18 protein-coding genes are annotated in these 25,861 nt (G+C 34.0%); 16 read left to right on the forward strand and 2 right to left on the reverse strand.

Going from position 1 to position 25,861, the window contains the following annotated elements; translation table 11 throughout:
- Positions 1-13: 13 nt before the first annotated feature.
- The 9 genes from ACSV4D_RS01625 (at position 14) to ACSV4D_RS01665 (ending at position 13,985) form a co-directional block, all read left to right on the forward strand.
- Positions 14-4,042 carry a hybrid sensor histidine kinase/response regulator transcription factor gene (locus ACSV4D_RS01625; RefSeq protein WP_439226876.1) on the forward strand — a complete coding sequence of 1,343 codons (4,029 nt, stop codon included), beginning with the start codon at positions 14-16 and terminating at the stop codon, positions 4,040-4,042.
- Positions 4,043-4,463: 421 nt separating this feature from the next.
- Complete coding sequence (locus ACSV4D_RS01630) at positions 4,464-5,909, forward strand: MFS transporter (RefSeq protein ID WP_408081081.1); 1,446 nt, start codon at positions 4,464-4,466, stop codon at positions 5,907-5,909.
- A gap of 147 nt (positions 5,910-6,056) precedes the next feature.
- On the forward strand, positions 6,057-6,893 hold the full coding sequence (gene kduI, locus ACSV4D_RS01635) for a 5-dehydro-4-deoxy-D-glucuronate isomerase (RefSeq protein ID WP_408081082.1): 837 nt from the start codon (positions 6,057-6,059) through the stop codon (positions 6,891-6,893).
- Between the two features lie 6 nt (positions 6,894-6,899).
- Positions 6,900-7,688 carry a gluconate 5-dehydrogenase gene (locus ACSV4D_RS01640; RefSeq protein ID WP_408081083.1) on the forward strand — a complete coding sequence of 263 codons (789 nt, stop codon included), beginning with the start codon at positions 6,900-6,902 and terminating at the stop codon, positions 7,686-7,688.
- 18 nt (positions 7,689-7,706) lie between these two features.
- A complete protein-coding gene (uxaC, locus tag ACSV4D_RS01645) occupies positions 7,707-9,119 on the forward strand; it encodes a glucuronate isomerase (RefSeq protein WP_408081084.1) in 1,413 nt (470 codons plus the stop codon).
- A 36-nt stretch (positions 9,120-9,155) separates the two neighbouring features.
- Positions 9,156-10,178, forward strand: coding sequence for a PfkB family carbohydrate kinase (locus tag ACSV4D_RS01650; protein ID WP_408081085.1), 1,023 nt, complete (start codon positions 9,156-9,158; stop codon positions 10,176-10,178).
- 11 nt (positions 10,179-10,189) lie between these two features.
- Complete coding sequence (locus ACSV4D_RS01655; RefSeq protein WP_408081086.1) at positions 10,190-10,861, forward strand: bifunctional 4-hydroxy-2-oxoglutarate aldolase/2-dehydro-3-deoxy-phosphogluconate aldolase; 672 nt, start codon at positions 10,190-10,192, stop codon at positions 10,859-10,861.
- Between the two features lie 31 nt (positions 10,862-10,892).
- Entirely contained in the window at positions 10,893-12,335 is a 1,443-nt protein-coding gene (locus ACSV4D_RS01660) for a tagaturonate reductase (RefSeq protein WP_439226877.1), read from the forward strand.
- A 33-nt stretch (positions 12,336-12,368) separates the two neighbouring features.
- The gene (locus tag ACSV4D_RS01665) at positions 12,369-13,985 is read left to right on the forward strand and encodes a UxaA family hydrolase (RefSeq protein ID WP_408081088.1); all 1,617 of its coding nucleotides are present in this window, start codon (positions 12,369-12,371) and stop codon (positions 13,983-13,985) included.
- A 64-nt stretch (positions 13,986-14,049) separates the two neighbouring features.
- On the opposite strand, the gene ACSV4D_RS01670 is transcribed toward ACSV4D_RS01665, so the two are convergent.
- On the reverse strand, positions 14,050-15,078 hold the full coding sequence (locus tag ACSV4D_RS01670) for a LacI family DNA-binding transcriptional regulator (protein ID WP_439226878.1): 1,029 nt from the start codon (positions 15,076-15,078) through the stop codon (positions 14,050-14,052).
- Between the two features lie 321 nt (positions 15,079-15,399).
- Between ACSV4D_RS01670 and ACSV4D_RS01675 the strand changes: the two genes are divergently transcribed.
- From ACSV4D_RS01675 to ACSV4D_RS01700, 6 genes are read left to right on the forward strand one after another with little or no spacing between them, the layout of a single operon-like run.
- The gene (locus ACSV4D_RS01675) at positions 15,400-16,833 is read left to right on the forward strand and encodes a glycoside hydrolase family 28 protein (RefSeq protein WP_439226879.1); all 1,434 of its coding nucleotides are present in this window, start codon (positions 15,400-15,402) and stop codon (positions 16,831-16,833) included.
- Positions 16,834-16,893: 60 nt separating this feature from the next.
- Positions 16,894-18,108, forward strand: coding sequence for a glycoside hydrolase family 88/105 protein (locus tag ACSV4D_RS01680; RefSeq protein WP_439226962.1), 1,215 nt, complete (start codon positions 16,894-16,896; stop codon positions 18,106-18,108).
- Between the two features lie 43 nt (positions 18,109-18,151).
- The gene (locus tag ACSV4D_RS01685; protein WP_439226880.1) at positions 18,152-19,780 is read left to right on the forward strand and encodes a glycoside hydrolase family 43 protein; all 1,629 of its coding nucleotides are present in this window, start codon (positions 18,152-18,154) and stop codon (positions 19,778-19,780) included.
- A 1-nt stretch (position 19,781) separates the two neighbouring features.
- Positions 19,782-21,803, forward strand: coding sequence for a pectate lyase (pelA, locus tag ACSV4D_RS01690; RefSeq protein ID WP_439226881.1), 2,022 nt, complete (start codon positions 19,782-19,784; stop codon positions 21,801-21,803).
- Positions 21,804-21,812: 9 nt separating this feature from the next.
- Entirely contained in the window at positions 21,813-22,544 is a 732-nt protein-coding gene (locus ACSV4D_RS01695) for a rhamnogalacturonan acetylesterase (protein ID WP_439226882.1), read from the forward strand.
- 11 nt (positions 22,545-22,555) lie between these two features.
- Positions 22,556-23,914: a glycoside hydrolase family 28 protein gene (locus ACSV4D_RS01700; RefSeq protein WP_439226883.1), complete on the forward strand. Its 1,359-nt coding sequence runs from the start codon at positions 22,556-22,558 to the stop codon at positions 23,912-23,914.
- Positions 23,915-23,928: 14 nt separating this feature from the next.
- Here ACSV4D_RS01700 and ACSV4D_RS01705 read toward each other — a convergent pair whose 3' ends face one another.
- Positions 23,929-24,468, reverse strand: a complete 540-nt coding sequence (locus ACSV4D_RS01705) for an RNA polymerase sigma factor (RefSeq protein ID WP_439226884.1) — start codon at positions 24,466-24,468, stop codon at positions 23,929-23,931.
- Positions 24,469-24,634: 166 nt separating this feature from the next.
- Between ACSV4D_RS01705 and ACSV4D_RS01710 the strand changes: the two genes are divergently transcribed.
- On the forward strand, positions 24,635-25,774 hold the full coding sequence (locus tag ACSV4D_RS01710) for a FecR family protein (protein ID WP_439226885.1): 1,140 nt from the start codon (positions 24,635-24,637) through the stop codon (positions 25,772-25,774).
- Positions 25,775-25,861: the final 87 nt, after the last annotated feature.

Genomic DNA, 25,861 nt, shown 5'->3' on the forward strand with positions numbered 1-25,861 from the left:
AACAAACTCTTTTATGAAACTTAAATTATTTATAGTTTTCATTCTCTTTACCTGCCTGCCTGTTTTGGGACAGAACATAAAATTTGAACATTATAATGAAAATAATGGTCTTTCGTATAACTCGGTTCGGCATATTGTTCAGGATGAGCATGGTTTTATGTGGCTGGGTACTTTTTTTGGGCTGAATCGTTTTGACGGTTACCAGTTTAAAACCTACATGAGTTCGGAATTTGGTAAAAACAAAATATACAATGATGATATTACCGCATTAGAACTGGACAAAGACGCTAACAATTTATGGATTGGAACCAGAAAAGGACTGACGCTTTATCAGATGGATAAAAATGTTTTCAGAACTTTTTTTAATGAAAAAAATAATTTTAACAGTTTGCCTGAAGATGAAATCCGTTCAGTACTGGTAGATAAATTTAAAAAAGTCTGGGTGGGTACGATGAATCAGGGTCTTGCTATTTATTATCCCAATACGCAACGTTTTTCCAGAGTTAATCTTAAAGGTTTTAATTATATTAAAGAAATTTTTGAAGACAAAAAAGGAAATATCTGGGTTGGGAGTTTTGGAACAGGCTCGGTAGCAAAAATTATCTTAGGAGCAAAAGGGGAGATCATAAAAACCACTGCATATACGTTGTCAATTCCTAATTCGAATCAAAAAAATCCTTACATCAATTTTATATATGAAGATGATAAGTCGGATATTTTTGTGGGTACCAGAGAAGGACTTTATAAGCTGAATAAATCCAAAAACACATTTGAAAATTTATATATAAATGATGCCATTTTAAGAAATAAATTAGGACCTTATTTTATTGCAATTGCTCAGGCTCCTGATGGTAAATACTGGCTGGGTACTTTAGGAGGGTTGTTGGTCTGTAACCAGTTAGAAGACGTAGCGACAGGGAAATTTCAGCGTTATTTTTCTAAACTTACTGATGAGAATTCATTAGTTGGCAATATAGTAAATTCTCTGTATTTTGATAAATCAGGTGTTTTATGGGTTGGTACCGAAGATGGTCTGGATAAATACAATCCTTATGGTAACCAGTTTAAGATTAACAAGGATATTTCATTGTATAATGACAATCAAAAACCTAATCTGAGAGGATTTGCAAAAACTTATGATGGAAATGTCATTGCTGCTACAAGATATAATGGGCTTTTTATTTCCAGAGATAAGTCGTTTGCCCCTTTGCATAATAGTAAAAATGATATTGCCAGCGTTTATTCAGCAGATGGAAAAATTGTATATTGTGGTTTATGGAATGGAAAAGTACTGGTTTATAATTATGTGTCGAATAGTTCTAAAATAATCGATGTTGGTATTAAAAATTCCCCGATAATCTCTTTTTTAGTAGTTGATGAAAATTCGCTGGTTGTAGGATCTTTTGGTGAAGGAGCTGTGATTTTAGATTCAGAAACATTAGAAATTAAAGTTCCAAAAGGTGTACTGTTGCCGGATTTTCAAATTAATAAAATAAAGGAAGACCGTTTTGGCCATTTATGGTTTGCAACAGAAACGGGAGTTGTAAAGTATAATTTGAAAACCAAAGCAGTCAAAGTTTATCTGAAAGGTGATGATGAAAAAATAGGTCTCCCTGCTAATCACGTCAGTGATATTTTGATTGATACAAATGGAGATATTTGGGTAGCAACCGTAAAAGGAATAGGAATTTATGATGCTGAAAAAGATAATTTTATTCCCATTTTAGAACCCAGAGAACTTTATGGTAAGTGGATTACTGATTTAGAAATGGATAATGACGGCTATTTGTGGCTAAATATTAATAATAACAGTGTAGCCAGATATAAAAGAAAATCTAAAAAAATAAACATTTATTATGTAGACAGTGGCAACAGATTAGATGTTTTCAGTTCCAAAGGATTTTATAGTTTAAATCATTCGACGATCTATCTGGGAGGAAAAAATGGCATTATTTATTTTTCTACCGATAATATAAAAGAAAATAAAATTTCACCACCACCGGTTATTACGGAGTTTAAGGTTCAGAATGAAGAGGTGTTTCCGGGAGTAGAAATCAACGGGCAAATTCCTTTTTCCAAAGATATCAATACCGATAAAAAGATTGAACTTAATTACAACAACCGAAATTTTTCAGTTCAGTTTTCGGCTCCTTCTTATACTAATGAGAGGCTTAATAAATTTCAGTATATTCTGGAAGGTTTTGATAAAGAATGGATTACTACTTCCAGTGATGCAAGAACCATTCAGTATACAAACTTAAACCCGGCAGAATATGTATTTAAAATCCGTGCACAAAACAGTGACGGAATCTGGAGTAAAACCACAGCCTATAATATTACTATCTTACCTCCTTTCTGGACGAACACTAAGATTTTTCTTTTAGTGATTATGATACTGTCCGTTTCTTCATACTATATCAGAAAAGAAATCAAATCCCGGATTAAGCTAAGACAAGCGCTGTTGTTAGAAAGAGTAAAGCGGGATAGTGACGAACGTTTATCAAACGAAAAATTAGAATTTTTCACCAATATTTCGCATGAATTAAGAACACCTTTAACCTTAATATTAGGACCTTCCAAACAATTATTAGAACAAAAGGAAGCTTCGGATTACGATAAAACCAAACTTTATCTGATTTATCAAAATGCCGCCAGACTGTTGTTATTAGTGAATCAGATTTTAGATTTCAGAAAAGCACAATCAGGAGAATTGAAATTAAAGGTTTCTAAAACTGAAATTGTAGCCAATACTCAAACTGTATTTGATTCTTTTACACAATTAGCTCAGGAAAAAGATATTAATTTTCATTTTAATTGTGAAAATGAAAGTCTTGAAGGTTGGATTGATATTGATAAATACCATAAAATTTTATACAATTTGCTTTCTAATGCTTTGAAATTTACAAATAACTACGGTAATGTCGATTTGTATATTGGTACCAAAGAAGAAAATGGAATCACCCAATTAATTATTGAGGTAAGCGATGATGGAGTAGGAATTCCGGTAGAAAGTCAGGAAAAAATATTCTCCAGATTTTATCAGGTTAAAACGAGTAAAAAAAATAATACAGGTTCAGGAATTGGTTTGTCGCTGGTAATTTCTCTGATTGAAGTGCACCGAGGACAATTGAGACTGAAAAGTGCTCCTGCTAAAGGGAGTGTTTTTACAGTGGAATTACCAATAGACAAAAGCAGTTATAAAAAATCGGAAGTTTTTGATATCGAGTACAAAGAGCCTGAAATAACGTATACTGCAATTGATAAAACAAAAAAAACAAATCAAAGTGCAGAGCTCAGGCAGCCTATTTTGATTATTGAAGACAATGCAGAACTTCGTTATTTTATATCCGATTACCTATCTGAATTTTATAAGGTATATCAGGCTGAAAATGGTGATGAAGGATTGAATCTTTGCAGAAAAATCAAACCGGCACTTTGTGTAGTTGATGCAATGATGCCTGTCATGGGAGGCTTTCAATTTGTAGAAGCTTTAAAAAGCGATGAAAACATTAGCCATACGGCACTTATAATGTTAACTGCTTTATCTGAAAATGAAGATAAAATGAAAGGATACAGTCTGGGGGTAGACGGATATATGGTAAAACCTTTTGATCCGTCTTTATTAAAAACCCGGATTGACAACATTATAAAGACCCGTAGTGAGTTAAAGCAAAAATTCTCGGGAGAGATTGAAACGGATGTTTCGACATTGACTCATTCTCAATTAGATATTGATCTGATTTCAAAAATTACCGGTTTAATTGAACAAAATATCAGTGATACAGAACTTACCACGAACTTTTTGTGCTCTGAATTAGGAATGAGTTCTTCTAAATTATATCGAAAAATTAAACAATTAACAGATTTGTCCCCTAATGAGTTTATAAGAACCGTTCGCTTAAAAAAAGCGGCTCAGTTATTAAAATTAAAAACCCATAATGTTTCTGAAGTTGCTGATCAGGTGGGGTTTAATGATCCTTTATACTTTAGTCGCTGCTTCAAAAAGCAATTTGGCTATTCTCCAAGCCGATTGATTAAGTAGTATTTTTAATTATTTTCAAAGCATTTGTCTGTTGCCTTTAAATTTTTATTGGTACATTTTCACTTTTAACAAATATTCAATAAAAATCAGACTTTGGTATAATTTTGCCCTTTTTCGTTGGCTTATTTTATTATTTAATACATATATTAGCAAATATTTAAATTAAGAATCTTTTTTTTATAAAAAGTATTTAAATTTGTTAGTTTTTTGAAATTTAGTACAAATTTTTTGTGGTTACCTTATTAAGAATTATATTTGTGTAATCGATTACATTTATTTTGTGTTGATTACTATTTAATGTGTTGATATTTAGCGGTTTACGGTTGTTTAAAGCGTTTTGGAAATGTTTTTTTATAAACCAAATATCACTTTGAAAATTTAAGAATATTTAACTTTAACTTTATTTATAAACATTTTAATTATGAACCAAACGAACAAAGCTGTTGGAAACTATCGCTGGACAATATGTTCTTTACTGTTTTTCGCAACAACTATAAATTATTTAGACAGACAGGTTCTTTCTTTAACATGGAGTGATTTTATAGCTCCTGAATTTCACTGGACAAATAATGATTATGGGAATATTACTGCTTTATTTTCCATTTTCTATGCAGTGTCATTATTGTTTGCAGGAAAGTTTGTGGACTGGATGGATACTAAAAAAGGATTTCTTTGGGCAATTGGAGTTTGGTCAGTAGGTGCTTGTTTGCATGCTTTTGCCGGAATTGCAACCTCAGGAATTATTACCGGAAACTGGTTTGTTGGATTTGAAGGAGCTAAAGACATTATTGAAACTGTAGATGATACGGCTTTGGTAATTAATGTAAGTGTTACGTTGTTTATTTTTGCCCGCTTTGTTTTGGCATTAGGGGAAGCTGGAAATTTTCCTGCAGCTATTAAAACTACTGCCGAATATTTCCCTAAAAAGGATAGAGCTTTTTCTACCAGTATTTTTAATGCTGGAGCTACTGTTGGAGCTTTAGCGGCGCCAATCACCATTCCTTTTATCGCCGAAGCTTATGGTTGGGAAATGTCATTTATCATCATCGGAGCTTTAGGTTTTATCTGGATGGGCTTTTGGGTATTTATGTATGAAAAACCGGAAAAACATCCAAGAGTAAGTCCGGCAGAATTAGAGTATATTCAGCAGGATATTATTGCAGATAGTAAGATAGCAGGTTATGTTCCTGAGACGACAACAAGAGTTACCTTTAAAGATTGTTTCAAATACAAACAAACCTGGGCATTTGCTTTTGGAAAATTCATGACGGATGGTGTTTGGTGGTTTTTCTTATTCTGGACGCCTGCTTATTTGAGTTCAGTTTACGGAATGGATTCTACTGAAGCTGCGTTTCCTCTGTTTGTATTATATATGATAACATTGTTGTCTATTATTGGAGGTTGGCTGCCAACTTATTTTGTAGATAAAAAAGGGATGAATCCATATGAAGGAAGAATGAAAGCCATGTTGATTTTTGCATTTTTCCCTTTATTAGCCTTGGTAGCTCAGCCATTAGGTCATATTAGTTACTGGTTGCCGGTAATTATTATAGGTATTGCAGGTGCAGCGCATCAGGCATGGTCCGCAAATATTTTTACAACAGTTGGAGATATGTTTCCTAAAAAAGCCATTGCTACCATTACCGGTATTGGTGGTTTAGCAGGAGGAATTGGTTCTACAGTTATTAATAAAGGCTCGGGAGTTTTGTTTGATTATAGTAAGAACAGTGAAATGGATTTTATGGGTTTCCATGGAATTGAAGCGGGTTATTTTATCATCTTCTCCATTTGCGCAGTTTGTTATTTAATAGGCTGGACGGTTATGAAATCCTTAGTACCTAAATATGCACCAATAACAGATTTATAAAAAAAAATGTAAGCTCTCCTGTGTAATGCCGGAGGGCTTTTTTCTTTTTTTTTAACTTTTTATGAAAAACTTGTTTTCATAAAAGCATACAATAAAATAAATTAAATTAATACCTTTGTAATCGATTACATTAAAATAAATACTATTATGACAAAATACAGTTCAAGATATGCATCAAGTCCTGATGCCGTTAAGAAATATGATACCAAACAATTAAGAGATGAATTCTTAATTGATAATTTAATGGAAGAAAATGAGATTGTATTAACCTATTCTCATTATGACCGTTACATTGCAGGTTCAGCTGTGCCAGTTAAAGATTTAGTTTTAGAAACTATTGACCCTCTTAAATCAGATTATTTTCTGGAAAGAAGAGAAATAGGGATTATTAATGTAGGAGGAAACGGTTCAGTAGTTGTTGAAGGGACTTCTTATGAATTAGGTTTTAAAGACGCTTTATACATCGGAAGCGGAAATAAAGAAGTGATTTTTAAAAGTGCAGATGCTAAAAACCCGGCTAAATTTTATATTAATTCTGCTCCGGCTCACACAACGTATCCAACAGTTAAAGTGAGTTTAGCGGAAGCAAATAAATTGGAATTAGGCTCTATGGAAACGGCTAATCACCGTACAGTTAACCAAATGATTATTGGAAGTGTGGTTACTACCTGCCAATTGCAGATGGGAATGACTGAATTGCGTCCGGGAAGTGTTTGGAATACCATGCCTGCACACGTTCATGATCGTCGTATGGAAGTATATTTCTACTTAGATATTCCTGAAAATCAGGCGGTATGTCATTTTATGGGACAGCCGCAGGAAACAAGACATATCTGGATGAACAATCATCAGGCAGTAATTTCTCCGCCTTGGTCTATTCACTCTGGTTCCGGAACTTCAAATTATACTTTTATTTGGGGTATGGCAGGTGAAAATTTAGACTATGGCGATATGGATGTATGTAAAATCACTGATTTAAGATAATATACAATGAATTTATTTGATATAAAAGGAAAAGTTGCCCTTATTACAGGAAGTACACACGGACTTGGAATGGCAATGGCAAAAGGTTTAGGGGAAGCAGGAGCAACAATTGTTGTAAATGGAAATTCCTCACAACAAAAAATTGATGATGCTGTAGCGGCACTTAAAAGTGAAGGCATTAATGCGGTAGGTTATAAATTTAATGTAACCGATGAGCAGGAAGTAAAAACTGCAGTTGCTAAAATTGAAAGTGAAGTTGGTGCTATTGATATCTTAATCAACAATGCCGGAATCATCAAAAGAATTCCATTAATTGATATGGAAGTAGCTGATTTCAGAGAAGTTGTAGATATTGATTTAGTAAGCCCGTTTATTGTTTCGAAGCATGTTGCTAAGGGAATGATTGAAAGAAGAGCTGGTAAAATCATCAATATTTGCTCTATGATGAGTGAATTAGGCCGTAATACCGTTTCGGCTTATGCTGCAGCCAAAGGTGGTTTGAAAATGCTGACTAAAAATATGGCGACCGAATGGGCGAAATATAACGTTCAAATAAACGGAATTGGGCCTGGGTATTTTGCTACAGAACAAACAAAACCAATTCGCGTTGACGGACACCCGTTTAACGATTTTATCATTAGCAGAACACCGGCGGCAAAATGGGGTGATCCATCTGATTTAGCCGGAGCAGCTATCTTTTTGTCCTCTAAAGCAAGTGATTTTGTAAACGGACATATTCTATATGTTGATGGTGGAATTTTGGCTACCATTGGGAAACCATCAAATGAAGATTAATATTTTAAGTAAATTATAATGAGCACTTTTATAAACGATAACTTTTTATTAGAAAATAAATTCGCAGAAGAATTATACCATAATTATTCTAAAAACCAACCGATTATTGATTACCATAATCACCTGAATCCTCAGTTTATTGCCGAAGATAAAATCTTTAACAATATCACTGATGTGTGGATTAAAGGAGATCACTACAAATGGCGCGCCATGCGTACATTAGGGATTAATGAGCAATTTGTTACAGGAAATGGTTCTGATAAAGATAAGTTTTTGAACTGGGCAAAAACAGTTCCTTATACCATGCGTAATCCTTTGTATCACTGGACACACCTGGAATTAGCTCGTTATTTTGATATTACTGATTTATTAAACGAAAAATCAGCGGAAAGAATTTACGACGAAACTTCGGCTAAAGTAAATTCTGCTGAATACAGTACAAGAAACTTGTTGCGTAAAGTAAATGCGGAATTAGTTTGTACAACTGAAGATCCGATTGATAGTCTGGATTTTCACGAGCAATTAGCTAAAAGTGATTTTAAAACTACTGTAAGTACAGCTTTCAGACCTGATAAAGCGATTTTGATTGCTAATGATGGTTACAACGAATATTTGAATGTTTTAGGACAAAAAGCATCTATTGAAATCAATACTTATGCTGATTTACAAGCGGCATTGAGAAACAGAATTGAATATTTTAATGCGAATGGTTGCCAGCTTTGTGACCACGGATTAGATCAAATTTATTTTGAAAATTATACAGAGACTGAAGTAGCCGCTATTTTCAAAAAGAAAAGAGAAAACCAAGCTATCAGTAATGAAGAAGCATTGAAGTTTCAAAGTGCTATCTTAGTGTTTTTATGTGAAACTTACCATGAATTTGGATGGGTTCAACAATTTCACTTAGGAGCTTTAAGAAATAACAATGCCCGTATGCACCGTATCTTAGGTCCTGACACCGGATGGGATTCTATTGGTGATTATCCGCAAGCTCAAAAACTATCTGCGTTCTTGAATGCATTGGATAGTAAAGATAAATTGACTAAAACAATTATCTATAATCTTAACCCTGCTGACAACGAAGTGATGGCTACTATGATTGGTAACTTTAACGACGGAAGTGTCAGAGGTAAAGTGCAATTTGGTTCTGGATGGTGGTTTTTAGATCAAAAAGACGGAATGACAAAACAATTAAACGCATTGTCTAACATGAGTTTGATTAGCTGTTTTGTGGGGATGTTGACGGATTCCAGAAGTTTCTTGTCTTTTCCAAGACACGAATATTTCAGACGTATTCTTTGTAATCTTTTAGGAGACGAAATCAAAAGAGGTGAATTGCCTGCTTCTGAAATGGAATGGATTGGAAAAATGGTTTCAGACATTAGCTATGGCAATGCGAAGGAATATTTTAAATTTCCGGTAAAAGGCTAAAAAATTAATAACGTATAATTTATAAAAATTGTTCACTTGAAAAAAGTAGTCACTTTTGGAGAAATTCTACTGCGTTTATCTACTGAAAGGCATTTGAGATTTGCTCAGGCCGATTCGTATAAAGCAACCTATGGAGGAGGAGAATTTAATGTTGCTGTTTCGCTTGTAAATTACGGGATGAAAGCAGAATTTGTTACTAAAGTACCTAATAATGAATTAGGGAATTGTGCTGTTCACGAAATGCGCAAACTGGATGTAGATTGTCAGAACGTAATGAAAGGTGGAGATCGTTTAGGGATTTATTTCCTTGAAACAGGAACCAGTACCCGTGCCAGTAATGTAATTTATGACAGAGCGAACAGTTCGATGTCTACTTTGAAAAAAGGAGAATTTGACTGGAAGGAAATCCTGAAAGATGCAACCTGGTTTCACTGGAGTGGGATTACTCCTGCACTTTCTGAAACTGCAGCCGAAGCTTGTTTTGAAGCTATAAAAGTGGCACACGAATTAGGTTTGACTATTTCTACGGATTTAAACTATCGTTCCAAACTCTGGAATTATGGCAAACAACCGAAAGACGTAATGCCGGAAATGTTGAAGTATAGCAATATTATCTTAGGGGATATTGATACAGCTAACTTCATGCTAGGTTTGGATAAAGTAGATCCTGATTATCAAAAGCCAGAAACTTTACCAGCTGTATATGATACTGTTTTCAAATTGTGTCCTGAATTAAAATTCATGGCAACTACTTTGCGTTATTCAGTAAGTGCTTCTCACCAACGCATTGGAGGAATCCTTTATGATGGAAAAGAAATTTTCAAAGCTGCTGTTCAGGATGTAACTCCTGTTGTGGATAGAGTAGGTAGCGGAGATGCTTTCATGGGTGGTTTAATCTACGGATTGAACGAAGAACCTTTGGATAAAGAAAGAGCATTAAACTTTGCAGTTGCTGCTTGTTGTTTAAAACACACAATTTTCGGAGATTATAATTTAATTACTAAAAATGAAATTGAAAAATTACTGGATGGTGATTTCACAGGTAAGGTTTCAAGATAAAAGAAAATAAAATGGCTCAATTTACAAGAATAGAAGTTGCAACAGCAATGAAAGAAACAGGGATGATTCCTTTGTTTTTTAATAATGATATTGAAGTAAGTAAAAATGTTTTGAAAGCTTGTTATGATGGTGGCGCCCGTTTGATGGAATTTACAGCAAGAGGAGATTTCGCTCACGAAGTTTTTGCTGAATTGACTAAATATGCTATCAAAGAATTACCGGGAATGATCATGGGAGTAGGTTCAGTAACAGATGCTGCAGCTGCTTCATTGTACATGCAAATAGGTGCTAATTTTATTGTAACTCCTGTTTTTAGAGAAGATATTGCTATTGCCTGTAACCGTAGAAAAGTATTATGGTCTCCGGGTTGTGGTACTTTATCTGAGATTGCAAGAGCTGAAGAATTAGGTTGTGAAATTGTAAAATTGTTTCCGGGAGAAATCTACGGACCACAATTTATAAAAGGGGTAAAAGGACCATGTCCTTGGACTAATATCATGCCTACTGGTGGTGTTTCAACTGAAAGAGATAACCTGAAATCATGGTTTGATGCTGGTGCAACTTGTGTGGGGATTGGATCTCAATTAATTTCTGCTTCTGTTTTACAAAGCAAAGATTATGCTGGTTTAGCTCAGAAAGTGAAAGAAACGTTAGCAATTATTGCTGATTTACGCAAAAAATAACATTAAGTACAATAAGATTTTAGAAGAGATAATGGAAAAATTAAATAGAAAAAACAGAGGGTTAGAAAAATTAAACCCAATAAAAGTAGTTCAGTTTGGTGAAGGTAACTTCTTAAGAGCTTTTGTGGATTACGTTTTTCAAAGATTAAACAATGAAGTTGATTTCAATGCCGGTATTGCAATGGTTCAGCCTTTGGCAGCTGGTATGGTAGACATGATTAACGATCAGGATGGATTGTATACCTTGTTCATGAATGGAATCAAAAAAGGAGAGAAAATTCAAGATATTCAGCTAATTAATAATGTGGTAAAAGCTATAAATCCTTATAGTAATTTTGCAGATTTTTTAGCTTTAGCAAAAGAAGAAGAATTACAATTTATTGTTTCTAATACTACTGAAGCCGGAATTGAATTCCTTAATACTGATACTCCGGATATGCAGCCACCAGCTTCATTTCCTGCAAAGTTAACTGTTTTATTACACGAAAGATTCAAACATTTTAACGGTGATGCTTCTAAGGCAGTAACTATTATTCCTTGTGAATTAATTGATTACAATTCAGAAGCCTTGAAAAAATGTATCTTACAATATTGTGATTTATGGAAATTAGAGGAGACATTTGTAAAATGGGTTTCAGAAGACTGTACATATCACAGTACTTTGGTTGACCGAATTGTTCCGGGTTATCCAAGAGCTGAAATTGAAGAATACAACAACAAATTGGATTACCAGGATAATTTAATTGTTGCTGCTGAGCCATTTTTCCTTTGGGCTATTGAAGGTGGTGAGGATTTGAAAGCAAAATTACCATTCCACAAAACAGATTTGAATGTGAAGATTGTTGATGATATTCGTCCTTTTAAAATGATCAAAGTGCGTATTTTAAATGGTGCGCATACAGCAATGGTTCCTGTTTCACTTTTATTTGGTAACAAATTAGTTATGGAAACGGTTAATGGTGATTTTACCGGACCGTTTGTTGATAACGTAATCAGTGAAATCAGCGAAACACTTCCGATGGATAAAAATGAAATTACGGCTTATGCTGAAGAAGTAATGGACCGTTTTAAAAATCCATTTATTAAACATGCTTTAGCTGATATTGCTTTAAATTCTATTTCAAAATTTAAAGTAAGAGTATTGCCAAGTTTATTAGGGTATTATAATGCTAAAAAAGAACTTCCAACTAGTTTGACTTTTTCATTAGCTTGTTTAATCCAGTTTTATAAAGGAAATTGGAATAATGAGGCTCTGCCGGTAAAAGATACTCCGGAATTAGTGGAAGCATTCAAAAAAGCTTGGGAATTAGGAAATTTAGAATCAGTGGTAACTACAGTTTTGGCGAATACTGATTTCTGGGATGAAGATTTAAATAAAGTAGACGGACTATCACAAGCTTTAGTGCTTGCTTTAAACGAAATTGAAGCCAATGGGATTGAACAAGGCTATATCAATTTTTCTCAAAAAAAATAAGACAAAAAACAAAAAAAAATCAAGTAAAGTAAGATGCAAAAGAAATTAATAAAAGTAGATCCTTCGGATAATGTGGCTGTAGCTCTGGTTGACCTGGTTGCCGGAGAAACTATTTCATTTGAAGGAGAAGATGTTTTAGTATTATCAGATACTAAAATGAAGCATAAAATTGCGATGAAAGATTTTGAATCTGGAGACAAAATTTATATGTACGGTGTTATCGTAGGGAAAGCTAACCAGAAAATTGCAAAAGGAGATGTGATTACGACTCTTAATGTGAAACACGAAAGTGCTAAGGTTACTGGTAAAACAGAAACTATTGGTTGGGAAGTTCCTAATGTGGATAAATGGAAAGATAAAACTTTCATGGGGTATCATCGTGCAGATGGTCAGGTAGGTACTGAAAATGTTTGGTTGTTTTTTCCTTTGGTTTTTTGTGAAAACAGAAATATCGAAATCTTAAAAGATATTTTTGAAAAAGAATTAATGAAGCCAAAAGAAAACGATTATCAATTGTTACTGCGTTCTTTAGTGAAATCAGAAACAGGAGGAGCTGGTAATGAAGCCGCTTCAAATGATGCTGAATTATTCAATAATATAGAAGTGAAATTTATCACGCATCAGGGTGGTTGTGGAGGAATTCGTCAGGATGCTCATAGTTTAGCCAAATTATTAGCTGGATATGTGAATAATCCTAACGTTGCCGGAGCTACTGTATTGAGTTTAGGTTGTCAAAACCTGCAAATCTCAATTTTTAAAGAGGCTTTAGAAGCAATTAATCCTAATAACCAAAAACCGGTTTTAATCTACGATCAACAATCTATCGGTACTATCGAAGCGATGTTGAACAGTGTAGTGAAAGATTCGTTTGAGGCTATCAAAAAAGCGAATGAAATTAAGAGAACTCCGGCTCCATTATCTAAATTAAGAATTGGATTAGAGTGTGGTGGTTCAGATGGATTCTCTGGAATTTCTGCTAACCCAACATTAGGAGTATTATCAGATAAATTAGTAGCTCTTGGAGGAACAACTATTCTTTCTGAGTTTCCGGAATTATGTGGTGTGGAGCAGGAATTAGTAAACCGTTGTATCGATGATAAAGACGGACAACGTTTCTTAGACCTGATGAAATGGTACGAAAAAACTGTTGTTGATGCAGGTTCCGGATTTGACATGAATCCTTCTCCGGGTAACATAAAAGACGGTTTAATTACAGATGCTATGAAATCAGCCGGTGCTTCTAAAAAAGGAGGAACTTCTCCAATTGTAGGAGTATACGATTACGGTGAATACATCAATGAGCCAGGATTTACATTATTATGTACTCCGGGTAATGATGTGGAATGTACTACAGCAATGGTTGGATCAGGTGCTAATATGGTATTATTTACAACAGGTTTAGGAACTCCAACAGGAAATCCAATTGCTCCGGTTGTAAAAGTATCGTCAAATACACAATTGGCTCAAAAAATGTCAGATATTATCGATTTCAATACCGGTGGAATTATCACTGGAGACAAATCGATTGAAGAAACAGCTGACGAAATGTTAGAATATATTATAAAAGTAGCTAGTGGTGAAGTGAAAACTAAGGCTGCAATATTAAATCAAAATGACTTTATTCCTTGGAAACGTGGAGTATCGCTATAAAGACTGTTTTTAGATTTTGTTTTTAGTTAAAAAGGGAGGTGTTTTTTATAATGCCTCCCTTTTTTTATTCTCTTATTCTGGTAGATGATTGCCTGACGAATAATTTAGGCATTAAAACGACAGTTTTCCCTGTTTTTTTTATTTCTACACTGTTTATTTTGTCTAAAAAAACCTGGGCGGTTATTTTTCCCATTTCCAGAGGTGCCTGGTCAACTGTAGAAATTGTTAATTCCATAAATTTAGTAAAAGGTTCGTTTCCAAAACCGAAAACGCAAAAATCTTCCGGAATTTTTATATTACGTTCCTTTAGTTTCTGAATGGCGCCTAGTGCAGCAAAATCACTCGTAGAGTAAATAGCATTTGGAGGATTTTCTAACGCTAATAATTTATCTACTGCGTCGCGGCCTTCAACAACGTTACTTTTTATCGGAATAATATAAGCTTCATTTATTTCAATATTATGGTCGGTTAATGCCTGTTGGTAACCCCGAAACCGGTCTTCGTAAATTTCTAAAGTACGATCCCCCGATAAAAATGCGATTTTATCGCAACCCTGTTCAATAAGATGCCGGGTGATTTGATACGATGCCTGATAATCATCTATGATCACGGAGCTCACATTGTCCATTTCTTTTTTTCTGTCAAAAAAGATCAGAGGAATGTTTTTTTGAATTACACGTTCCAGATAATGGTTGTTTTCTTTTGGGAGATTGGAAATTGACATCAAAATGCCGTCAACCTGAGCGTTTAATAGAGTGTTAATGTTTTCAATTTCTCTGGTTTTGTCTTCATGACTCTGACATATAATTACTTGATATCCTTCAGGATGCAGGGCTTCTTCAATACCTCTGATTACTGAAGCAAAAAAATTGGTATTAATACGCGGTACAATTACGCCCACATTATTGCTCTTGCCACTTCGTAATGCTAATGCTAATTTATTTTGCTTGTAATTCATTTTATTAGCCGTTTCAAGGACTAATGTTCGAGTGCTTTGACTTATTTTCGGGTTATTATTTAATGCTCTCGATACAGTTGCTGCTGTTATATTCAGCTCTTTAGCAATGTCATAAATTGTTGTTTTTTCACTCATTATAATTAGTCTGTCTCGGTAAAAATAATATATTTTTTAATATATTATTTTTCTCTTTGGTATGTATATTGATAAGGTTTTGAAAATTAATTGATTTTTTTAATACAAAGATGGTTTTTTTAGATTTTTTTACTAATAAAAGCATTCTTTTTTTATTAAATAAAAATAAATATTCTTTTTTTGTGTAAATCTGTTTTTTTTGTGGAATTTTATAGTTTAATATGAAAAATTGCTATAGCTTTGTGTAATCGATTACATAAAATAGTCGGTTTCAAACAGTAATTGTTTTCCGGATTTTTAATCTTCTTTAATTTTTTATCAATGAAAAATAAAATTTATAATTCTCTTTTCTGTTTTTCAACCGCTTTGGTGTCAGCTTTTTTTGTTAATTGTTCTGCACAAAAAGCTACAGATGTTTTGGCAAACCCATGGAAAGTAAAAGAACAAATAGAAAAATCAGTTGTAGTTCCGGTCTTTGCTAATAAGACTTATAATATTGTTGATTATGGCGCTAAAAGCGGTGGTACGTACAATAGTTCTGAAGCTTTCAAAAAAGCTATTGAAGCCTGTACGAAAAATGGAGGTGGTAAAGTTGTGGTTCCTGCAGGTAAATTTTTGACTGGCCCAATTCATTTAGATAATAATGTAAATCTTCACTTAGAGGACGGAGCGGAAATTTTGTTCAGTACTAAATCTTCAGATTACCCATTAGTGAAAACTACATTTGAAGGAACAGAATGTATGAACCATTCGCCATTAGTTTATGCTTACAATAAAAAGAATATAGCTATTACGGGTAAAGGAATTTTAAATGGTCAGGCAGATAACGAACACTGGTGGTATTGGTGTGGTGCTAAAAAATACGGCTGGACAGAAGGTAAAGGAAATCAGAATGATCCCCAAAATCGTGTTCGCTTAATTGAATCAGGAGAACAAAATGTTCCTGTAGAAGAAAGAATTTATGGCGAAGGATCTTATTTAAGACCTAGTTTTGTAGAGTTCTTTGAATGTACAGATGCTTTAATTAAAGATATAAAAATTATAAATGCTCCATTTTGGGTTATTCATCCAATGAAATCTGTGAATGTAACTGTAGATGGTGTTACTGTTGAAAGTCATGGACCTAACAATGATGGTTGTGATCCGGAATATTCTAAAAACGTAATTATTAAAAATTGTACTTTTAATACCGGAGATGACTGTATTGCTATAAAAGCAGGAAAAGATGGTGACGGTAGACGCGTAGCAATGAAAAGCGAAAATATAATTGTAAAAAATTGTAAGATGCTTGACGGACACGGAGGTGTAGTGATGGGAAGCGAAATGACCGGAGGAATCAGAAACGTATTTGTTGAAAATTGTGAAATGGATAGTCCTAATTTAGACCGGGCTATTCGTATCAAATCAAATTCCAGAAGAGGTGGTATTGTAGAAAATGTTTTTGTCAGAAATATTGAGGTAGGACAGGTTAAAGAAGCTGTTTTGAGAATTAACATGTTCTATAATGTGTATGGAAATCAAACAGGTAACTTTATACCTCAGGTAAAAAACGTGTTGCTGGAAAACATTACTGTTAAAGATGGTGGTAAATATGGAGTATTAGCAAAAGGATATGCAGAATTGCCTATTGAAAATGTCACTTTAAAAAATGTCACTATAGAGAGAGTCAAAGAAGCATTTTCAATAGAAAACGTAAAAAACATTCAATTTGTCAATACTTATATTAATGGGAAAAAAGCAGAAAGTCCTCAGTAATATTTTACTTTTAAAAAAATTAAAACATAATCAATTTAAAAATAAAACAGAATGAAATTAATGAAAAGAAATCAGTTTATTTTCGCATTTATTTTAATGGCTGCGTTTGGTTTTACAAGCTGTAAGTCACAGTCAAATGCTACTTCGGCTCCAAAACAGTTAGGTGCTCCGAATTTAAAATGGTCAGAAAAAATGGCCTTAACTTTAATGAAGCGTCACCCTAATGCTTATGAAATTGATGACAGAACTACTCCTAAATGGGATTATGTTCACGGTTTAGTAGCGAGTTCTATTCAGGAGCTTTACAAAAAAACTGGGGATGAAAGATATTATGAATATGCAAAAGGATATGCTGATGCTTTAATTGATGAAAACGGTAAAATTGCTACTTATGATATGGATAAGTACAATATTGATATGGTAGTAGCAGCAAATATCTTATTTGATATTTATGACAGGACAAAAGAAAAAAAATATTTAATTGCTATGCAAACCATCAGAAAGCAATTAGATGATCAGCCTAGAACTCCAAGCGGGGGATTCTGGCATAAACAAATTTATCCTAACCAGATGTGGTTAGACGGATTGTATATGGGACAGCCTTTCTATACGCAATACACCACCACTTTTGAAAATGGAAAAAAACTGGATGATGTTGCAAAACAATTTGAATTACTGGAAAAAAACGATAAAGATCCTAAAACAGGCTTGTTATATCATGCCTGGGATGAAAGCAGAAAAATGCCGTGGGCGGATAAAGTAACCGGTAAATCGCCTAATTTCTGGTCACGTGCGTTAGGCTGGTATGCGATGGCTTTGGTTGATGTATTGGATAATTTCCCTAAAGATCATCCAAAACAAAAAGAATTAGTAGGTTATTTAAATGAATTAGCTGTTGCTTTAGAAAAAGTACAGGATCCTAAAACTGGATTATGGTATCAAGTAACTGATATGGGTGGAAGAGAAGGGAATTACCTCGAAGCTTCTGGTTCTTCAATGTTTGCTTATGCTTTGGCAAAAGGAGTAAACAAAGGATATTTGCCTGCTAAATTTAAAAAAGTAGCGAATCACGCTTTTGACGGATTAACAACTAAATTAATCAGAACTGATGCCGATGGCGGAATTACCTTGACGCAATGTTGTCAGGTAGCAGGTTTAGGAGGAAATCCATACCGAGATGGTTCTTATGAATATTATGTAAATGAGAAAAAGAAAGACAATGATCCTAAAGCAACAGGTCCTTTTATCTTAGCCGCTATCGAATTAAACCGATAAACAATTTCTGTTACAAATATTAACCAACCACTTTTTTACTGTTATGAAGTTTATAAATAATGCTGTAGCAATAGGATTAGTTGTGATTTCCAGCCAAGTAATCGTAGCGCAAAAAACAACCGAATATTCTAAAGTCTGGGTTGCTGATAATGGCGACGGAACTTATAAAAATCCAATTATACATGCTGATTATTCTGATCCGGATGCCATTAGAGTCGGTGACGATTATTATATGACTGCTTCTTCTTTTAACTGTATTCCGGGATTGCCGGTTTTGCATTCTAAAGATATGGTCAATTGGGAATTAGTAAATTATGCGCTTCAAAAACAACCTCCTTTTGATGTTTTTGATAAACCACAACACGGAAACGGAGTCTGGGCACCTTGCATTCGCTTTCACAACGAAGAGTTTTATATTTATTATCCGGATCCTGATTACGGAATTTATATGGTTAAAACCAAAAATCCAAAAGGACTTTGGTCAGAACCCGTATTAGTAAAAGCCGGAGTAGGATTGATTGATCCGGCTCCTTTATGGGATGATGACGGCAAGGCTTATTTAGGATTTGCTTTTGCAGGAAGCCGTGCCGGAGCCAAAAGTTTATTAGCTGTTTGTTCTATGAATCCTGAAGGAACTGTGGCTAATGATGATGCTGTAATGGTTCTTGACGGTCATCTTGATGAAGCCACTGTAGAAGGACCAAAATTATATAAACGTAACGGATATTATTACATATTTGCTCCGGCAGGAGGTGTTCCTACTGGCTGGCAAACGGTTTTACGTTCTAAAAACGTTTTTGGACCGTATGAAAAACGAAAAGTTTTAGAGCAGGGAAAAACAGCTATTAATGGGCCTCATCAGGGAGCCTGGGTACAGACACAAACTGGTGAAGACTGGTTTTTTCACTTTCAGGATAAAGGTGCTTATGGAAGAATTGTCCATTTACAGCCTATGAAATGGATTAATGACTGGCCTGTTATCGGGATGGATAAAGACAAAGACGGAACAGGAGAACCAGTGGCTGTTTATAAAAAACCGAATGTTGGAAAAACATACCCAATAATGACGCCGCCGGATTCAGATGAGTTTAATACACCAAAATTAGGACTCCAATGGCAATGGCATGCCAATGCGCAGGTGTACTGGGGAATGCCAACATCCATGGGGTATTATAATTTATTTTGTCGCCCAATGCCTGAAAAAGCAATAAACTTATTTGATGTTCCTAATATTTTAGCTCAAAAATTCCCCGCTAATGAGTTTAAGGCTACTGCCAAAATGACTTTCAATTCTCGTTTTGACGGTGAGAGCGTAAGTCTGGTAATTATGGGGCTGGATTATAGTCATCTAAAAGTGAAACAACAAAATGGCGAATTGTTTATCTCTCAGGCAACTTGTAAAAATGCCGATAAAAAAGGAGTGGAGACAGAAAGTAAAGCTGTGAAATTAGGAAGCAAATCATTTTATCTTCAGGTACAAGTGAAAGAAGGAGGAATTTGTAGTTTCTCCTACAGTTTAGATGGTAAAAAGTTTCAATCCATAGGCGAAGATTTTAAATCCCGTGAAGGAAAATGGATTGGTGCAAAAGTTGGATTTACGGCCCTTAGGGAAGGAAAAATTAATGATGCAGGAAGTGTAGCGATTGACTGGTTCAGATTTAATAAAATATAGTATGACTTTTTTAAAGAAAATTAGAATAGCTCTTTTTCTTTGTTTTACTTTCGTAATGAGTGTTCAGGCACAAATTCTGGATAAATCATGGAAGAGTATTACCGAAATGGATAATGATGCCTGGTTTGCCTCAGCAGAAGCTAAAGCTGTTGCGGAGAATGTCTTATTGTACCAAAGAAATATTGGTGGCTGGAATAAAAATATCCAAATGCAGAAACCGCTTTCGAATGCTGAAAAAAAAGAACTTCTGGCTTTGAAGAATGATCCTGATCATTGTACAACCGATAATGGTGCAACGAGTCAGGAAATGCTTTTTCTTTCCAAAATTTATGAGCAGCAGCCGGATGAAAGGTATAAAAAAGCATTTCTTTCAGGGGTAGATTATTTGCTTAAAGCACAATATGACAATGGAGGATGGCCGCAGTTTTATCCATTAAGAAAAGGATATTATACACATATTACTTATAATGACGATTCGATGGTGAGAATTCTTAGTATTCTAAAAGAGATTAAGGATAAAACGGGGTATTACTCCATAGAACCATCTGAAGCTATTGTTGAAAAATGTAAGATTGCTTTTGATAAAGGAATTGATTGTATTATAAAAACACAATACAGACAAAATGGAATTTTGACTGCATGGTGTGCTCAGCATGATGAGAATACTCTGTTGCCGGCAAAAGCCCGTGCTTATGAGTTGCCTTCCTTAAGCGGAAAAGAATCTGCTAAGATTGTACTTTTATTAATGGATATTAAAAACCCTTCCAAAGAAGTAACTGCTGCTGTTAATGCAGCGGTTAGCTGGTTTGAAAAAGTGAAAGTTACAGGATTAAAAGAAGAGCGTACGGTCATAAACGGCAAAATAGCAGATAAAAAAATGGTAGTCGATGCGGATGCACCTCCTATTTGGGCTCGTTTTATGGAATTGGATAATAACAGACCGTTTTTTTGTGATCGAGACGGTATAAAAAAATATTCGTTATCTGAAATAGGTGAAGAGAGAAGAAACGGGTATTCCTGGTATACTAATGAACCAAAAGAAGTGTTGAAAAAATATCCGAAATGGAAAAAAGAGCACACTCTTAAAGTGGTTAAGAATACTGCTAAAGATGAGTATAATGTAATAGTTGCACAAGACGGCAGCGGAGATTATACAAGCATTCAGGAAGCAGTTTACAATTCACCTTCTTTTCCTTATAAGAGAGTAACCATTACAATTAAGAATGGTGTATATCATGAAAAAGTACGTATTCCGGAATGGAATACTAAAATTTCATTCGTGGGTGAAAGCAAAGAAAAAACTATTATCAGTTATGATGATTATTTCGGGAAAATCAATTTAGGCCGAAATAGTACTTTTATGACACCCACAGTATTAGTGGAAGCAAATGATTTTGTAGTTTCTGATTTGACAATAGAAAACAGCGCAGGTCCTGTGGGGCAGGCAATTGCTTTGTCTGTTGTTGCTGACCGAGTAGTGGTTTCTAATTGTAATATATTGGGTAATCAGGATACTTTGTATACTTCTGGTGAAGGTTTTAAAAGCTATTTCAAAAATTGCTTTATTGCAGGGACAGTCGATTTTATTTTTGGTGGTGCAACTGCAGTATTCGATAATTGCAATATTCATGCTAAAAGCAATGCTTATTTAACTGCGGCTTCCACTGCTGAAAGTTCTGAATATGGGTTTGTCTTTATGAACTGTAAATTGACTGCTGACGAAAAAGCTACTGAGGTTTATCTTGGCAGGCCTTGGCGTATCTATGCTAAAACAGTTTTTCTGAATTGTGAAATGGGAAGTCATATTCGAAAAGAAGGTTGGAACAACTGGTCAAAAGCAGATGCTGAAAAAGCTTCTTTATATGCTGAATACAATTGTTCCGGTCCGGGATTTCAGCCTCAAAACAGAGTGAGCTGGTCACATCAGCTTAAAAAATCAGAAGCTAAAGAATATACTTTAGATAAAATTCTGGCAGATTCAAATGCGAAAGAAAATAGAAATTGGTATTCAAATTTTAAATAAATAAAAAAGATGAGAATTAAATTAGTGCTTTTTTTATTGATAGCCACGAGTTGTTTTGCTCAAAAAATAACAGTTTATGGTATTGGTGATTCTACAATGGCTAATAAATCCAATCCGGCAGAAAATCCTGAAAATGGATGGGCTCAGGTTTTACAGCAGTTTTTTGATGATGAGGTTGTAGTTGATAACAGAGCGATGAATGGGCGTAGTACGCGTAGTTTTATTAACGAAAAACGTTGGGATTCCATTTTAAAAACTCTGAAAAAAGGCGATTATGTTTTGATTCAATTTGGACATAATGACCAGAAAGAAAATAAACCTAGTGTGTATACCAATCCACGTACGGCTTATCGTCAGAATTTAATAAAATTTGTGACAGAAACCAGAGCTAAAGGAGCAACTCCTATCTTGTTATCTTCTATTGTCAGAAGAAACTTTAACGAACAAGGAACTTTGGTAGATACCCATGGACTTTATCCATTAGAAACCCGATTGGTAGCTACTGATTATAAAGTGACTTTTATTGATTTGCAGTATTTAACGGAATTGTTAGAGGAGTCCTACGGTGTAGAAGGTTCTAAAAAACTGCATTTGCATTTTGCTGCAGGCGAAAGTCCTTTTTACAAAACTGAAAAGCATGACGATACCCATTTGTCAGTATTAGGAGCAACTGAAATTTCTAAATTGTTCATTTCCGAATTGAAAAAAACGGATTTAGATTTAAAAAAACATATCAAATAAAGTATTAGATTATGAAAAGCAATTCTTTCTGTATCGTCTTGTTATTGTGTTTTAATGCGCTGTTTTCGCAAACTAAAATTGTGGATAAAAAGCTTGAAATGGAAAGAATTGTCAATCGTATTCAGTTGCCAGTTATTCCAGCTTATAAAATTAAAGTTACCGACTTTGGTGCTAAGGGGGATTCGGTAACCAATTGTAAACCGGCTTTTGATAAAGCTATGAAAGCTTGTTCTAAAAACCATGGAGGAACTATTGTGGTTCCTAAAGGTGTTTATACCATCAATGGACCTATCCATTTTGTGAGTAACGTAGAATTGCATTTAGAAACGGGAGCTAAAATTCGTTTTGGTTCTAATCCAAAAGATTATCCTTTAGTTTTAACCAGCTGGGAAGGTACTATGCTTTATAATTACAGTCCGTTGATTTATGGCAATAATGTAGAAAATGTAGCTATTACAGGAAATGGAATTATTGATGGTGAAGCTAAAAATACCTGGATAAAATGGAAGCCCCTTGAAGAAAAAGACAAGTTGTTAAGCAGAGAAATGAATCATACGAATGTGCCTTTAAAAGAGCGTGTTTTTGGTAAAGGACATTTCTTAAGACCGCAATTAATTCAGTTTTTAAATTCTGAGAATATACTTATTGAAGGTGTAACTATTGAGGATTCTCCGTTCTGGTGTGTACATCTGTTGAAGTCAAAAAGTATTACCTTGAGAGGTTTGAAATATGATGCCCACAATAACAATAATGACGGAATCGATCCTGAATATTCCAGTGATATCTTAATCGAAAACATTCAGTTTAATAATGGAGATGATAATGTGGCTATAAAAGCCGGACGCGATGATGAAGGTCGTGGAAATTCTAATAGCCCGTCAGAAAATATTGTTATTCGAAATTGTGAATTCAAAGGGTTGCATGCTGTAGTTATTGGTAGCGAAATGTCGGCCGGAGTTCGCAATGTGTTTGTTGACAATTGCAAAGCAGGCGGATATTTAAAAAGAGGAATTTATATCAAAACAAATTCGGACAGAGGTGGATATGTGAGGGATTTGTATTTTTCAAATATTGCATTCGGTCAGGTAGAAGACTGTATTTACATGACAGCAAATTATCATGGAGAAGGTAGCGGTTTACATCCTTCTAAAATTTCGGATGTTTCTATTTCTAATATCAGTTGTGAATCGGCTTCTAATGCTGCCATTGTTATCGAAGGCTTTCCGGAAAAGAAAGTCGAAAATATTGTTTTAGATACAATTACTGTTAAATCGGCTAAAAACGGAATGACTTTAACCAATACACAAAATATTAGTGTAAACGAAATTATAATTGGTGATAAAATCGGAGTTCCCAGCTCTGTAAAATAATCTTTTACGATTAGTTAATTATGGAATAAAAAATACAATACTATCGTTAATGTACTTGTGTTTTCAAATTCTCTTAAAAAAGCATAAGCTCTCTTCATTTGTGTCTTCACTGTATTAACAGATATGTTGTACATCTCTGCGATTTCTGCATAACTGTGGCCTTCTACAATATGTGACATAAAGATTTCTCTTCTCGCCTGAGGGATTCGATTTACTAGTGTAAGTATTTTAGGACTGTTGCTTTCCTCTGCTTTTTCAAAAACATCTTGTTCTTCTGATTTTGGAAGGACAATTTTTTTTGTTTCTAAGCTGATTGTTTTATTTTTTTCTAAATATTGCAAGCTTAAATTTTTAATTGCTCTTGAGGCATAGGCCTTAAAAGAAATAGTGAAATTTATTGCTTCCTCTTTTTCCCACAGATAAATAAAAAAATCCTGTACAACGTCTTTTGCGACATCTTTATCTTTAGTTATGTTAAAAGAAACTAAAGATAAAAAGGCAAAATGCTCTTTGTATAAGTCTTCAAATATTTTTAAATCTCTGTGATTTGGCATCTGAAAATAGCGTTTATTCTTATTGTAATGGATTACATTAATTCAAATGTAAAATAAAAACTTGGTTTTTTTTCATTATCTGTAAAAATAAATAAAAAATATTTAATAATCTTGTCACCCTAAAATAATATTTCCCTAACATAACTTTAACATACAAGAAAAATATATGGACTCTGACCCAAATTTGGTTAATATTCTTAAAGAAATAGTAAGTAATGGCAGTATTGATACTGCTAGGATGGAATTGTTGTCTCAGGAAGAGCAGGAATTGATAAAAGAGATTCAGGACAATGGTTTGTTGAAAGAAGCATTAGTATACGTTGAATCACTAAATGCTGAAGAAAACTGGGAGGAATTAAAAGAAAAAATAAATGTTAAGAAAAATCCTGTTTTTATTAACTGGAGAAATATTTTTCAGTATGCAGCAATCTTTATTGGTTTATTAAGTCTGGTTTATATCTTTCAGTATAAAACAGATACGCAAACGAAAACAGTAATTCCTGATGATGCCATCCAGTTGGTTTTAGAAAATGGTGATATTCAGATTTTGAATCCTAATGGAGTACAGCAAATTATAAAAAAGAACGGAGCTGTTGTTGCTTCTCAAAAAGAAAATAAGATTAGTTACCGCTCATCTGGTTCTGTAGATAAATTAGTATATAACGAAATAAAAATTCCTTATGGAAAAACTTTTGAAATAACATTGTCTGATGGTACACAGGTATTTATGAATGCAGGTTCGTCTTTAAAATATCCGGTTCAGTTTATTAAAGGTCAAAACAGAGAAGTTATTTTGGAAGGAGAAGCCTTTTTTGATGTTACCAAAGATAAAATGCATCCTTTTGTAGTGAAAACAAGAGGAATGAATGTTAAAGTTTTAGGGACAAAATTCAATGTGAGTTCCTATAAAGAAGATGCTGATATCAATGCGGTATTGGTTGAAGGATCAGTTAGCTTATCGAATGTTGGTATGCCGGACAAAAATACAATGCTTGTTCCTGGAGAAAAAGGAACCTGGAATAGCCAGAAAACAGAAATAGCAGTTAAAAAAGTAGATACCCGAAACTATACTGAATGGATGACAGGTGAAATTGTTTTTAGAAAAACAGCATTTAAGGACATTATTATAAAGCTGGAACGAAGTTATAATGTTACTATAAATAATCAGAAAACAGATCTTTTCGAGAAGAAATTTAATGCCAGCTTTAATAAAAATATAGAAAGTATTGATGAAGTGCTGATGGCAATGAGTAAGATTCAGAATTTTAGTTTCAGCAAAGAAGGAAAACAAATAACAATAAACTAACTAATTAATAACGACTAAAACTAATTTATGAAATGAGAGTGTAATTTTTTAAAAGAAGAAGTACATAAAAAAAAATCGGAAAATAGT

Source organism: Flavobacterium sp. ARAG 55.4, from assembly GCF_051846875.1.
In the GTDB taxonomy this organism is placed as follows: domain Bacteria; phylum Bacteroidota; class Bacteroidia; order Flavobacteriales; family Flavobacteriaceae; genus Flavobacterium; species Flavobacterium plantiphilum.